Origin of the sequence: Symmachiella dynata, from assembly GCF_007747995.1 — a bacterium.
Lineage (GTDB): Bacteria > Planctomycetota > Planctomycetia > Planctomycetales > Planctomycetaceae > Symmachiella > Symmachiella dynata.
Window position 1 is genome coordinate 6,558,439 of the sequence record NZ_CP036276.1, and the last position, 13,472, is coordinate 6,571,910.

At 55.4% G+C, this 13,472-nt stretch carries 13 protein-coding genes; 6 read left to right on the forward strand and 7 right to left on the reverse strand.

Annotation, left to right across the window (positions count from 1 at the left end):
• Nucleotides 1-52: 52 nt before the first annotated feature.
• Nucleotides 53-1,672, reverse strand: coding sequence for a gamma-glutamyltransferase (gene ggt / locus Mal52_RS24965; protein ID WP_145379233.1), 1,620 nt, complete (start codon nt 1,670-1,672; stop codon nt 53-55).
• A 57-nt stretch (nt 1,673-1,729) separates the two neighbouring features.
• A complete protein-coding gene (locus tag Mal52_RS24970) occupies nt 1,730-2,596 on the reverse strand; it encodes a 3-keto-disaccharide hydrolase (protein WP_145379234.1) in 867 nt (288 codons plus the stop codon).
• 281 nt (nt 2,597-2,877) lie between these two features.
• On the opposite strand from Mal52_RS24970, the gene Mal52_RS24975 reads away from it, so the two are divergent.
• Together Mal52_RS24975 and Mal52_RS24980 are read left to right on the forward strand one after the other, a co-directional pair.
• Nucleotides 2,878-3,708: a hypothetical protein gene (locus Mal52_RS24975; RefSeq protein ID WP_145379235.1), complete on the forward strand. Its 831-nt coding sequence runs from the start codon at nt 2,878-2,880 to the stop codon at nt 3,706-3,708.
• A 47-nt stretch (nt 3,709-3,755) separates the two neighbouring features.
• Nucleotides 3,756-4,952: a sialidase family protein gene (locus Mal52_RS24980; RefSeq protein WP_145379236.1), complete on the forward strand. Its 1,197-nt coding sequence runs from the start codon at nt 3,756-3,758 to the stop codon at nt 4,950-4,952.
• 22 nt (nt 4,953-4,974) lie between these two features.
• Here the strand turns inward: Mal52_RS24980 and Mal52_RS24985 are convergent, their stop codons facing one another.
• From Mal52_RS24985 to Mal52_RS25005, 5 genes are all read right to left on the reverse strand, one after another.
• Nucleotides 4,975-5,340: a hypothetical protein gene (locus Mal52_RS24985; protein ID WP_145379238.1), complete on the reverse strand. Its 366-nt coding sequence runs from the start codon at nt 5,338-5,340 to the stop codon at nt 4,975-4,977.
• A 24-nt stretch (nt 5,341-5,364) separates the two neighbouring features.
• Nucleotides 5,365-6,204, reverse strand: a complete 840-nt coding sequence (locus tag Mal52_RS24990) for a hypothetical protein (protein WP_145379240.1) — start codon at nt 6,202-6,204, stop codon at nt 5,365-5,367.
• 418 nt (nt 6,205-6,622) lie between these two features.
• Nucleotides 6,623-7,429 carry a DUF2314 domain-containing protein gene (locus tag Mal52_RS24995; RefSeq protein WP_145379241.1) on the reverse strand — a complete coding sequence of 269 codons (807 nt, stop codon included), beginning with the start codon at nt 7,427-7,429 and terminating at the stop codon, nt 6,623-6,625.
• Nucleotides 7,430-7,670: 241 nt separating this feature from the next.
• A complete protein-coding gene (locus Mal52_RS25000; protein ID WP_145379242.1) occupies nt 7,671-7,988 on the reverse strand; it encodes a hypothetical protein in 318 nt (105 codons plus the stop codon).
• Between the two features lie 66 nt (nt 7,989-8,054).
• Complete coding sequence (locus tag Mal52_RS25005) at nt 8,055-9,038, reverse strand: alpha/beta hydrolase (RefSeq protein WP_145379244.1); 984 nt, start codon at nt 9,036-9,038, stop codon at nt 8,055-8,057.
• Between the two features lie 400 nt (nt 9,039-9,438).
• Here Mal52_RS25005 and Mal52_RS25010 point away from each other — a divergent pair, with 400 nt between their 5' ends.
• The 4 genes from Mal52_RS25010 (at nt 9,439) to Mal52_RS25025 (ending at nt 13,405) form a co-directional block, all read left to right on the forward strand.
• Entirely contained in the window at nt 9,439-10,113 is a 675-nt protein-coding gene (locus Mal52_RS25010) for an ABC transporter ATP-binding protein (protein ID WP_145379246.1), read from the forward strand.
• A complete protein-coding gene (locus tag Mal52_RS25015; protein ID WP_145379248.1) occupies nt 10,110-11,525 on the forward strand; it encodes an ABC transporter permease in 1,416 nt (471 codons plus the stop codon). Before Mal52_RS25010 ends, Mal52_RS25015 begins: the two co-directional genes overlap by 4 nt.
• A 252-nt stretch (nt 11,526-11,777) precedes the next feature.
• A complete protein-coding gene (locus Mal52_RS25020; protein WP_145379250.1) occupies nt 11,778-12,521 on the forward strand; it encodes a DUF3299 domain-containing protein in 744 nt (247 codons plus the stop codon).
• Nucleotides 12,518-13,405: a hypothetical protein gene (locus Mal52_RS25025; RefSeq protein ID WP_145379252.1), complete on the forward strand. Its 888-nt coding sequence runs from the start codon at nt 12,518-12,520 to the stop codon at nt 13,403-13,405. Before Mal52_RS25020 ends, Mal52_RS25025 begins: the two co-directional genes overlap by 4 nt.
• The last annotated feature ends 67 nt before the right edge of the window (nt 13,406-13,472 follow it).

Below are 13,472 nucleotides of genomic sequence, written 5' to 3' on the forward strand. Positions count from 1 at the left end.
CCCCCCGCTTGGGGTGCCACTGCTGGCTTGCCCAGCAGTGCCATCAATACGGTTAGTACGCCAGCGCATACCCGTCGCGGCGAGGGTCGGCGGCGGCCATTCGCGCGCCGGACTCCGGGTCGATCATGACCCCTTGCCCGCCACCGACCAGTGGGGAGAAATCTCCGACCGGTTCCAATGCGTGGTGCCGTCGCGTGAGTTGATCGCGAACGGCGCGGGGAATCCGCGTTTCAATTTGCATCCGCGTCCGTTCCCACACGCGAAACCGTGGCGCTTCGATCGCTGCTTGCAGATCGGCACCAAATTCGGCGACGTTTAAGAACATTTGCATCGTCGTCTGCAAAATCCCCCAGCTTCCCGGTGTCGCCACCGAAAACCAAAACCGCCCGTCGCGAAACGCATGCAGCGGCGCCATGCAACTTGACCAGCGTTTGCCGGGAGCAATCAAATTCGGGGTGGGACAAGTCGGATCGATTTCGCACCACCAGACAAAATTATTCAGCACAATTCCTGTACCGGGAATCATCACCCCGCTGCCAAAACCGTTCCCCAACGACTGCGTGATACTGGCCACATTGCCCGCTTCGTCGACCGCCGCCATGTGCGTGGTCATGCCGTTGATCCGTCCGGGACTAACCATCGTCTCATCGCGGGGACCAAACCAACGTTCGCCTTCGCTGTGCGAGGCCCACGTACGATTGACCAGGCTCCGACGCTCGGCGATGTAATCATCGCTCAACAACCGCTCAAGCGGAATTTCACACAACTTGGGATCGCCGTTGTATGCAATACGATCCGCGACAGCCAATTTGATTGCTTCGCTGACCAGTTGAATGTAATCGGCTGAGTTGTGCCCCATTTCGCCCAGGTCGAACGACTCCAACATGCGCAGTTGCTGCAGGATCTGAAAGCCTTCATTATTCGGCGGACAGGTCTTCACCTGCGTGCCGCGATAATCGACCCCAATTGGTATTTCCCACTCCGGGCGATAGTTGGCCAGATCCTCACGGCTGAGCAGGCCGTCTTGCGATTGAATATGCTCGGCGATCTTGCCAGCCAATTCGCCTCGATAAAAAGTCTCCGCTCCTTCGTCGACGATCTGCCGATAGCTGTTCGCCAAATCGGGTTGTTTGAGAACCGCGCCAATGCGATGCGGGACCGAAGAAAAAACTCGTTGCCCCGCGTCGTTGAGCCGTGGTGTGCAAATCTTCAAAAAGTGCACGTTTGTCGGATGCAGTGGAAACCCATCCTCAGCATGACGAATCGCCGCGGCAAAGATGTCGCTGCGTTTCAAAGTCCCTTCACGTTCGACCGCTTCCAGCCAACCAGCAAGGTTGCCGGGAATCAAACAGGCGCGAGGACCGCACTCCTGTGTTTCCGCAGTGAATTGATCGGGCGTGCCGGCGGCTGGTGTATTGCCGCTGAAATTCAACACCCGCGTCGTGCCGTCCGCTTTATGTAGCAGCAAAAACCCAACGCCGCCCGGTCCGCTCATATACGGTTCGACGACAGCCAGCGTCGCAGCTGTCGCGGCAATCGCATCGACCGCGTTTCCGCCGCTGCGAAGAACATCCAACCCCGCTTGCGAGGCCAAGGGGTGCGCCGAAGCGACGGCGCCGTGTAATCCGCTGATCGTGGGACGCGTGCGCGCCCATTTGTCGGCATGGGACATCTGGATGCGTATTTCGTCAAGAGCGAATCAAAACAAAACAGCGCTGTGCGGCGCAGCTTATTCTTTTTTCAGCGGATGCAATTCGATTTTGCGAAAGAAGATCTCGGCACCTTCGGATTGGAACATCAGCTTGCCGGATTCCGGCTCCGCCATTTCGCCATAGTTGACGACCGTTCCGTTCACAATATTGGTGATCTTCCCACCGTCGCAAATGCACTCCAGCCGAGTCCATTCATGGCCCGGGCTATCTTTATCTTGCTCAAAACGAATCCCCAGTTCGTCTTTCCAATCGGGGTCGCGACCGTACCAATTGATACGTCCACTGGTGAAAGCCTTCTTCTCGCCACCTTTTTTCCAAACGGCTTCGCCGTCACGGTCCTTGATGAACTCGCAGGTTAGTTTGGGGACACGTTTGGTGCCGTCGTTGTCGGTTCCTCCCAACACTAGAAAATCGCCGACGCCCCCTTCGATGATCTGGCACTCGATACCCGCCATCCAAGGTGAGTTTCCGCCACCCTCGTTGTAATTGCCATCGTCGCCGTTGCAGTGCAACAGGACGCCGCTGTCCTTTGCTGCCATTTTCCGTTGGCCCCAGGTCAGATCACCCCAGCGGTACTCGACCACCAAGTGGTAATTGGTATATTTATCCTTCGTCACAATCCCGCCGAACCCGTCTCCCGACGCGCGAATCACCGGCGTCCCATCCGGTTCCTTCGTGACGGTGAAAACCTTGCGAGGATCTTCACGTTTCGTATCCTGCAACCACGTATAAAAATTCGTCAGATCCTTGCCGTTAAATAGCACGATGGGAGCATCCGTCGGCGTGATGACCTTTTCGGCCTCATCTGCGCCGGCGGCAATTCGCACTGAGAAGCAAAGTGCGAGTAACGTACAAATCCAACAAGCCAATGTGTGTTTTTTCATGGTGATCGTTCTTTAGCGGGCCTTTAGCGGGCGCTGTGTCTTGATATCTTCCACAGAGCGTTTCACAGAAAAACCGTCAACAACTCATTCAGCGTAACAAGTCGCAACTTCCGATGCCAGATACCAAGCACTCCCGGTCATGGTTTCTCGGCTCCGACTGCGGTATATGTAGAGCCTGCGACAAGTCAACATCCTCGCGTACCGTGACCGGGGAGGCAACCGAAATCAGCGGGGAATTTGCGAAACGTTCGTTCCGCTTTCGCAGACAAAGGGTGAAACAAATGGCTCGCCACTTAATCCAATCGCCGGTTTCAACCACCGCACAAATCGTTGTCCTCACCGTTACTTTCCTCGCATGCTCGCAACAGGTCGCCATGACTGAAGAACAAAAAATCCCCGTCGACAAAGCGCTGCTGAACCAAATCGTCACCGCCGTCAAACAAGGCGGCGACACCTATGCCGCCATGGCCGAACTGGAAGCCACCGGTGAACCAGCAGTGGTGGCCGAGCATTACTCGCAACTGCTCCGCCAATTCTATTTTCAGGAGAAGAACGTCCCGCAAATGGTCATGTTCGGCCGCGGTGGGATTGGATATGCGCTCGCGCAAGCGAAGCAACTCGAAACCACCGATCCGAAATCCGCGGAACAACTCCGCAGCACGGCCAAGACGATCGCTTATAACCTTGGCGTGAATTGCTGGCCCGGTTGGCGGGACGAGGGAATTACGATCACCGCATCGGATCGGGCGGCAGGCTACGATGCTGCGTTATTGAACCTTCGCTTGGCCCGTGAATTAAAACGCGACGCCGAAGTCCTGGGCAATGCCCATTGGCTTGTCGGCGCGCATCATCTGGCAGCCCATCGACATGCCGACGCGATTGCAGAATTCAACAAATCTTCCGTAGAATTTACGAAGGCGGACAAGACCGATTATCAATTGATGGCCGCCGGATACTCCGCGCTTGCAGATCAACTATCACCAAACGCAACAGCCAACGCCAAACAAAAATACGAAGCCGCCCTCGCCGCCCTAAAATCCCGCAACACGGAGGACGCGAAATTCTTCGCCGAACAAATCAAAACAGCGGCCGAGGTATTTGCGGAGCCATAGTCTCTCCTCTCAATCAAACTTTCTGCACCCCCTGCCGAAGGGAACTCATGCACTTACGAATCCCACTCGCCACGCTCCTATTCTTGATCGCGTTTTGCACCGCCCCCGAAATGTCGCGCACCACGCTGCGGGCTGCTGATAGCGAAACGGCACAAAACGCCACCACGCTCTTCGAACTGGGCGAGGGGAAAGAGAGCAAATATGGTTTTCGTATCCCCGCGCTGGCGCGGACCAACTCGGGCACTTTGCTGGCGTTTGCCGAACGGCGTCTTGGTCTGCACGACCATGCTGAAAACGATATTGTGCTGCGCCGCAGTCTCGATGGCGGTCGCAGTTGGCAGCCGTTGCAAATCGTCGCCGAAGCGGGAGGTGATTCGCTGAATGATCCCTGCGTTGTTGTGCTGGACAGTGGACGCATTCTCCTGCGGTACACACATTTCCCCAAGGGCGTGCATGCCCGCACGACCAAACACACCGTCATCGCCGAACCGGGTTACGGCGGGCCGAAAAATGTGCGTCTGTTTTTGACACACTCCGATGATGACGGCAAGACTTGGTCGAAACCGCGCGACGTCACGCGAGACATGCGGCGTAAAACGGCGATCTCTGTCGGCAGCCCTGGCGCTGCTTTGCAATTGACCCGCGGTCCGCATCAGGGGCGCATCGTGTTCCCCAATTACGAAGTCTATCACCTGGGCGGCGACAAACGAAAATCGGTGAATAGCGTTTCGTATAGCGACGATGGCGGCGCCACTTGGAAACTCTCAGAGACGATTGCCGAACCGGGGCCAAAGGGTTTCGGAAACGAAGCCCAGTTGGCCGAACTGGCCGGCGGCGGCATCCTCCTGTCGGCCCGTGACCAAGAAGGCGGGACCTTTCGGAAACTTTCGGTCAGCAGCGACGGCGGAGAAACTTGGTCACCGCACCGACTGGCCACTGATCTGCTCACCCCGCAATGCATGTCCAGCGTCATGCGCTATTCCTGGCCCAACGACCAGCAAGCGGGCGTGCTCTTGCACACCTTGCCGCACACCAAGGACAAACGCGCCAACGGCACGATCATGATCAGTCGCGACGAAGGGAAATCCTGGAAACCGGCCCGCGTAATCGTCCCGGCCGGTTTCGAATACAGCTGCCTAATCCGCTTTCCAGACGGCGACATCGGCTGCCTGTACGAGACAGACCACTGCCGCTCAATCGATTTCCAACGCCTGAACGCACAGACAATCCTCGGCGATCAATAACTCAATTGGGGGGGCGGCGAATTCACCAGACCTCAGGGCTGGTTAAATCGATTTCATCCTCGCTCGGGATTCGCCAACCAGAGCGTTCCATGTGCCGAACGAATTCATCCGAGATTTGTAGATGGTGCTCAGCAACGTAGAAAGACAACGCATCCGGCCAAACGTACACCCCATCCGTATATAACCCCGTGACGTTGTGAACGATGCTAGGATCGGATTGCTCGCCCCGCCCACCGGGGGAAAACGCCACCAAATGCCCCTCAGTCAGGTACCGAACAATTTTCTCTTCGTCCTGGACGGCGTGGCTGCGGAACAGACTCTCCATGGGAATGCCATCATTGATTCCCAATCCAAACTCTCGAAAGAAGCCCTCTTTACGTAGTTTCATGAGGCACCCTTTGGCAACGGCCTGCTACACAGTGTCGTTGTCTTGCAAAGCAGATTCAAAGGCGGTCCAGAAACTGTGGTCGCGGGCGTATTGATCGGGTGGCGTTTGATTTTTGAAAGACTCAAGCGATTCGAGCGCCTTGCGGGCTTTATTCAAATAGGAATAGTCAGAACTGGCCATCGGATTGACGAAGTCCGCATCCCCCGGTTCGGAGCGACCGAGAAATCGGCCGTTGTCATCAACTCGTATGTTGGCCAGCAGAATCTCCGATGTCATTTGCAGTTCGCGCGTCATCCGCTCGGAGAAACTCAAACCAGCAGTCGCCTCTTCCCAGGCATCAGCAACCGCGCGCGGAGTGTGGCTGTCGGGAAAACGCAGCGAATACCCGATGCCCGACTGGGTCAGACCGTCGTGGTTCAAGTCGACTTGGGCCGGCGGAGGCAACAGAAGATTCAAAGCTCCTTCGTCCGACAACGCGTCTACGTTGATCGGCTGTGCCAAATGGTGAACGTGTTGAATCGTTTCCAATTGGTCGTCGCTGAGACTACTGAGAAACGCTTGCGGCGCCGCATAAGCGCCGGCATCGTGAGCCTCGACCATTAACTCGCTAAAATCCTCCAAGGTCGACTCGGCCGCATCCAAGGTGGTGTACCGCGTGTGCCCCGAGACATTCAACCACTCGTGCCAACTGTCGGTAATTTCGTCGGCAGTCACTGCGGAACCGTCGCTCGCCTCAGCGGAGGCATAGCCGCTGCGGCCCACGGACGACAAAATATCCGTGAAGACTTGTTGCACGCCCCGCTCGGCGGCAACGCGTTGCGTGTTGGCCGTGACGAGCACCGATTCGTTGGCCTGAACTCTCATGACTCCGGCTTCCTTGCGCATGAAACTGGGCGAGCGGAATGACACTAAGCCCATTTTCGACGCCCCACCACCCCCCACTTGAGGTCCCCCAGCAACTCAAAAGTGCCGATCGTGCACAACCTACGGGTTCGACCTGTCAGGAAGCCTGTTAAACATAGGCAAGATTTGCGGGCCACACTGGGGAATCAACAGCACGGGTGGCCGCGATAGCGCCAGCTATCGGGGCGGGCAAAGCCCGCAAGAAGCCGCAATTATACCGCTGCCAACCGAACAGCTAGCGACTACCAAGTCTCGCGTTTGATTCACCCTGGTTCCCAAACTGGAGCTTGGGAACCAGGGTCATAGCAGCGTGGCAATTGCGACTTCTTGTGCCAAACAGTACACCGATTGCGTTGTAATCGTTGCCACTGACGGGCCGTTACACGTTGGATTGCGTATCGAGATAATCCGCTATTTCAGACCAGCCGATTCCTCGCGCCAGGTTCGAGGCTGTTCGCCCGGAGGGAGTCCTTGCGGCAATATCAGCTCCATATTTGACGAGCAGCTTCACAACTCCAAAGTTTCCTGCCAACGCGTCACAATGCAGCAGCGTAAAGCCCTCGTCGTTAACCGTACGCACAGTCTCTCGATCGGCCTGCAGTTGCTCTTCAATTACTTCCATCATGTTGACGCACATCGGATGGTCGCTAAAGCCGACCGGCTGGCTGTTTTGCTTTGACCGACCCCCAAATAAACTGGAAACAAATCCGCCGAAAGACTTCTTCCCTCGTTCAATTTCTATTTGAGTCTCCGTCGGGTCGCCAAAATCAAGGCCCCAAGCTTTGTCATGTTGCTTGCGTTCATTGCGGCCCATCTTGGCCCGCATCGCATTGACCGTAAATCCGCCATAGGCTCGGCCATCGACTGTCATCATCCAATCGGTAAGTTGAGCGAACGGCACCTGCACCGAATCGCCTTGCCGAACCGAAGTCAGCCAGTTTGGGGAGTTGAGGAGTTCACCGGTTAGCGTCTCCCCGTCAAAACCCACCTCGCCGATCCACATTTGCTCGAAATCTGAGTGGCCATCAGTTCGTGGACCGTCGGTGAACGGCAACTTCACCATAGCCATGTCCAAACCTGGAATGATCCGTCGCCGTTCCCACGACAACTCTCTCCAGAAATACTTGAATGATCCCTGCGCAGCCTCATTCGCCTTCCGCATTGCCGGATCATCATCATCAAACATGAAAATTGGTTCGCTCACGGTTAATGCTCGCTATTGATCAAATTCGGTTATGCGAAAGTCTCACCTTCTTGTGCCGAACGGCACACCGATTACGTTACAATTGCTGCCACCCTTCACCCGATTTCTCGAAGCTCCGCTTCGAGTGATCATCTCGATAGCAAACCTTACAGTCATTCCAATCAGCGAAGCAGAGCTTCGCGAAATGGCGTTCCAAGTCGGAGCTTAAGAACCAAAAGCAACTTCATTTGTTACGCGAACTCAAGTAACTAAGCACTTGATACACAAATCCCCAAAGTATTCCAAAAGACAATCCCAGAGCTATCCAAAAAGCCCCGTCGTTGCTCGAACCATCGATGGATCCTATCGGTGTCATCATCAACAGAAGTTCCATCAGTGCCCCAATTGCCAGCCCAATCATGCCGCAGACCAAACAAAACACCCCGCGCCCGATCCGGTCACTCAATGAATGTTCAGCTCCTTTGGTAGGAAGCATTAAAACCACTGTCAGAGCAAAAAAGACGATTGCTAATGGAATTGAATATTGGAAGACGCTAGACATTGGGTAAGACTCCTCAATTCTAGTCGGGCCCCCCGGTGATTCCGTGGTTCGCTCGACGCGCAAAAATCACTCCATCAACCCGCGCTCCTGCAACCACTCCACAAACGCCGTCGGCCATTGGTTGATCGGATTGCCGCGGTCCTTGATGCCGTAACCGTGGCCCCCCTTTTCGCGAACAAAGGTGGTGCAGGGGACGCCCGCGTCTTTGCAGGCAGCGGCGAATTGGTGGGTGTTTTTGACCGGGACGGCGGTGTCATCTTCTGTATGCACTAAGAACGACGGTGGCGTGTTCTTTGAAACATGCAGTTCGTTGGAGTATTGGCGAATCTGCTGCGGCGTCGGGTTTTCGCCAAAGGCCGTTTTTTGATAACGGCCGCCGGTGAGTTCGTTTCGTAGTGAAACCAATGGATAGCCCAATCCAACAAAATCGGGACGGCAACTTTGCCGCTCGACTGGGTCCAAGGAGCTGCGTTGTCCCGGATCGAAATGCGTGGCCGCATACGAAGCGATTGATCCGCCGGCGGAAAAACCAAACACGCCGATCATCTGCGGATCAATGTTCCACTGCGCCGCTCGCGCCCGCGTGAGCCGAATCGCGCGCTGCACGTCAGCCGTCGCCGCGCTGATCCCATAAAAATGAGCTTTCGATTCCGCTGTCCGGTACTTGAGCACAATGCCGGCGACGCCGTGCTGGTTCAGAAACTTCGCAAAATCAATTCCTTCCTTGTCGATCACCACCCGCGAGAATCCACCGCCGGGGCAAATCACGATCGCCGCGGTCGGTTGCTTGGCTTTCGGCAAATACACTGTGATCGTTGGCCGGTGCACCTGGGAGATGCTGCGATCGCGATACCCCTTGTCTGCGCCTCGATCGACCACAATTTCCGCTTCGTCAATGTTCTCCGACCCGGGTGCATCCCCCGTCCACAACGGTAGCTCGATCGGTTCCGCCGCAAAAGCAGACAGCGGACCGGAAAGCACCACAAGCTGGAGCAAAAACGCTGCATACCGGCGGAATGAAAGAGTCGTTGTGGAATCGATAGGAATCATGATCTTGGATGTCTGTGAGAGCAGGATGGTGGATTATCCACTTCGTGAGGAGCGGTTCTTAGGCCCATCATGGGACGAAAACAGGTACCGGATCAAGGGGGAGTCGGAATTTCGGATTTTTTCTCGTTGTTAAAAAAATCGCTTCCAACATTCCTCAGATCTATCGCGTAGTTATTGCAATTGAGTTGCGGATAGAGTATTTCCGTAGCAACCCGGCAATTGCCTGCTTCGACTGCTTGACTCGAACGGGATATCCGCAAAGATGAAGGCCACAGCCAACAGCGCACAGCTGCGACGGTTGTTGCAAACAACTGAAATGAAATCACTTACGAAATGCGCCCTCCGCTAAAAACTGGCCGAGATCGTGTCCGCAGTCACTCCCGGATGATATGGAGCCGGAATGTCGTTAGAACTTAAAGGGGTCCGCAAAAGCTACACCGAGCCGGACGGCACGAAACTGCCGATTTTGGACGTGGAGCATTTCGCGCTGGAAAAAGGAGAGCAGGTCGTCCTGGTCGGCGAAAGCGGCGGTGGAAAAACGACCTTGCTCAACGTGATCTCGGGCATCACCCAAGCCGATGCGGGAACCATCGCCGTCGATGGCTACGACTTGACCGGCATGATGGAGGTCAAACGCGATCGGTTTCGCGCGGAGCGGATTGGGTTTGTCTTCCAAACGTTCAATCTGTTGGACGCCTTCACCGCTTTAGAAAACGTGATGCTGGGCATGAGCTTCGCCGGCAACACAGGCGGCAAAAAAGTCGCTCAGGAACTGTTGGAACGGGTCGGTTTGGGACATCGCCTCCATCACCGTCCCGGTACGCTTTCGGTCGGTGAACAACAACGCGTGGCCGTCGCCCGCTCGTTGGCCAACCAACCCTCGTTGTTACTGGCTGACGAACCGACCGCCAACGTCGACGTCAAAAACCAGGAGTTGGTCTTAAAGCTGATTCGCGATGCCTGCAGCGAACGAAACGTTTCGTTGTTGTTGGTCACGCACTCGCTGGACGTTGCCGGTCAATTCGAGCGGACGGAACGACTGGGAGATTTCAATAAACCGGGAGGGTCGAAATGAACCTAGTCACGATCGCATGGAAAAGCATTCGGCAACGGGCCTTGGCATCGTCGCTCACGGCGCTGAGCGTTGCACTGGGCGTTACGTTGATGGTCACGGTGTTGGTCATGCACGGTGTCATTTTTAAAACATTCAATCAGCCCGCCACGGGGTACGACCTAATCGTCGGCGCCAAAGGCAGCTCGTTGCAATTGGTACTCAACACGATTTTCCACCTCGGCAAACCGGTCGAGAACATTCCCTACCTGTATTACAAAGACCTCAAAGCCAACCCGCGTATCGAAGCAGCCATTCCCCTCGCGCTGGGCGATACCACCCAACAGGGGGGCTTTCGCATCATGGGCACGATTCCGGAGTTCTTCGGCGTCGAATACATGCCGGGCAAAAAGTACGGCGTCTATAAAGGCGGCCGGTACATCTCCAAGCCGTTCGACGCTGTCATCGGTGCTTCGGTCGCCCGTGAGAACAATTGGGACATCGGCAGCACCTTCAAACCGGTCCACGGGGTCGACGACGGCTTGGGCGATGCACACGTGCATGATGAAGAATTCACCGTCGTCGGGGTCCTAGGTCGCACCGGTACACCAAACGACAAAGGGGTCTTCGTGCACCTCGATGGGTTTTACATGATCGAAGGACATGAAAAACCGGCCGACGAAGCCGCCGCAAAGGCAGCTGCGCTGGCCAAAATGAAAGGCGAAGCCGTACCTGCCGCAACAGGCCACGATGAGTCAGAACATGGCGACGACGGGCACGGTGATGATGCACACGACGATCACGGGCACGGTGCCGACGCGCATAGCGATGAGCCGCACGACGCACATGCCGGCCACCATCACCACAATCATGGCCCAATCCCCGATGAACAAAAAGAAGTCACGGCAGTTTTGATTCGCACCAAATCGCCGATCGTCACGCCGCAGTTGCAGGGCTTCATCAACGACCAACCTGAGGCTCAGGCGGTCAGTCCGATTCAACAGATCAGCATGTTGTTCTCGACATTCATCGACAACGTGCAGTTGATGCTGTTGGTGTTGATCACCATGATCATCTTGGTGTCGGGTGTGGGGATTTTTGTGAGCATTTACAATTCCATGTCGGATCGCAAACGCGAGATCGCCATCATGCGAGCTCTCGGAGCGCGACGGGGAAGCGTGTTTGCCATCATTCTGGCCGAATCAATTTTGCTCTGTGTGGGCGGCGGAATTCTGGGCGTCCTGCTTGGACATGGATTGGTTTTCGCCGCAGCCCCATATGTCGAAGCCAAAAGCGGCATCGTCATGAATCCGTGGGCGTTTGAATGGTTTGAACTGATTTTGATCCCCGCACTGGTTGTACTGGCTTCCCTAGTGGGAATGGTGCCTGGGATGACAGCTTATCGCACCGATGTGGCCAAAGCACTGTCCAACTAACGGTTGACTCTGTCGGCGATACGTATCGCGCAAAATCCAGCGGCACGCAGGAAAAGACCTCGGCGTCAGTCAACGTTTTGACGGACGAGGGGTAGTCCTGCGCTAGTTTGATGATATGATAGTACCTGATGCGTTTCCTTGCGTTTCTTCCCTGATGCGTGAGGCCGCTCACGGTCCAGAACTGTCAAACTGTTTTATCTTGTTATTTCATTGCGTTAATCTAGGACCTGAACTGACGACAGGGTGGCGATTATGTCGACGATCGAAGCTCCGCAACATCATGAGATGGAAGAATCCACGGAAACGGCCGTTGAGACTTCAACAGCGACGCCGATATCTCCTGAAGTAGACAAGGAATTTGACTACCGACCCGTAACGCCCTTGGCGCCGATTGCGCTGTTTTTTGGGCTTTGCTCGGCCGCCGGTTTCTTGGCATGGGAAGCCTTGGCGATCGGGGCGATGGGTTTTCTGATGGGCGCAGCCGCGCTTTGGAAAATCCGCAGCTCCGGGGGTGAGCTGGGCGGCAGCATGCTGGCAAAGATCGGCTTAACGCTTTCGTTGATTGGCGTGGTCGGTGGATCGACCTTGTTGACCTACCAATACATTGCCGAACTCCCCGAAGGTCATGAGCGAATTAGCTTCAAGTGGTTTGCCCGTCAGGCCCCCAAAGTGGCCAACGGTCAGTACCAATTGGATGAAGATATCCTGGCGTTGGACAACAAGGATATCTTCATCAAAGGCTATATGTTTCCAGGACGCAAGACGACGGATATTGACACGTTTGTGCTCGTTAAGGATTCGGGCGATTGCTGTTTTGGGGGGCAACCGAAAATCGAAGATATGATTTTGGTTGAACTGCAAAACGACATGAAAATCGATTTGCGTTCACAAACAACGCCGGTTGGAATCGGCGGAAAACTGAGGCTGGATAATCGCGTCCGTATTTCCGATGGCCTCAGACCCGTTTATACGTTGGAAGGATACCACGTGAGATGAAAAGCAAACGTTGCGCTGCGCTGTCCATTGGGTTATGTATGATGTTGGTCTCTGGTGCCGGCCTGCTCTCCGGCTGCGGCGAAAGTCACCCCGACAAACCGCTGCTCACAATCGATTCCTCGGAAATGCAATCGACGTTGGCTGAAGTCGAAGCAGAAAAACAAGCCGCCGCTGAAGCAACCTCGCCGACGGAAACCACAGCCACCGCCCCAGCCGAAGATCAAGCCGCACCCGTTGAGCGGCCCCCGGCGATCTTTGCCTCCACAAACCCTCCCACTGATCCCTCTCTGCAACTGGCTGCCGCATCCACCGCGCCGGATGCCCCTGTGGCCAACCCGACCAACGTTCGTCCCACAGCAGCGGACACGCTGCCCAACGGCATGCGGCCCGAAGAAATCACCGGTGAGGATCCGTCAACGTTGATTCCCACCGAACCGCGCGAAGTCAAACTGCTTGTCCCGGAAAAGTCCTTCCCAAAAGTGGAACCGGACGGGGCACTGCGGGTCTCTTACGATGATGTTGATCTATTGAAAATCCTTAACATGGATCCGGTCTCGCTGGATGCTCCGGAGTTGATGCCAAAGTGGCTGAAGGACCTCGACGGCAAACGCATCCGCTTGCGGGGGTTTATGTACCCGCCATTTTCAGATACCGAAAATTCGTCGTTTATTTTAGCTCGCGACAACGAAATCTGCTGCTTCGGCCGTAATCCCAAACCTTATGACGTGATACAAATCGTGATGCGCAAAGGCGTCACCACGAAATACATTCAAAACCGTCCCTTTGATGTTGTCGGCACGTTTCATATTGAAATGCTGACATACGATGACAAAAAAGTCGACGGGCTGTATTTGATCGATGACGCGATTGTCATGGATCGTTAATCCCACTTTCAAAACCCAACAGTGACTGACTGCGAGGCTGACAGACCATTGCCCGCGGAATGCGACT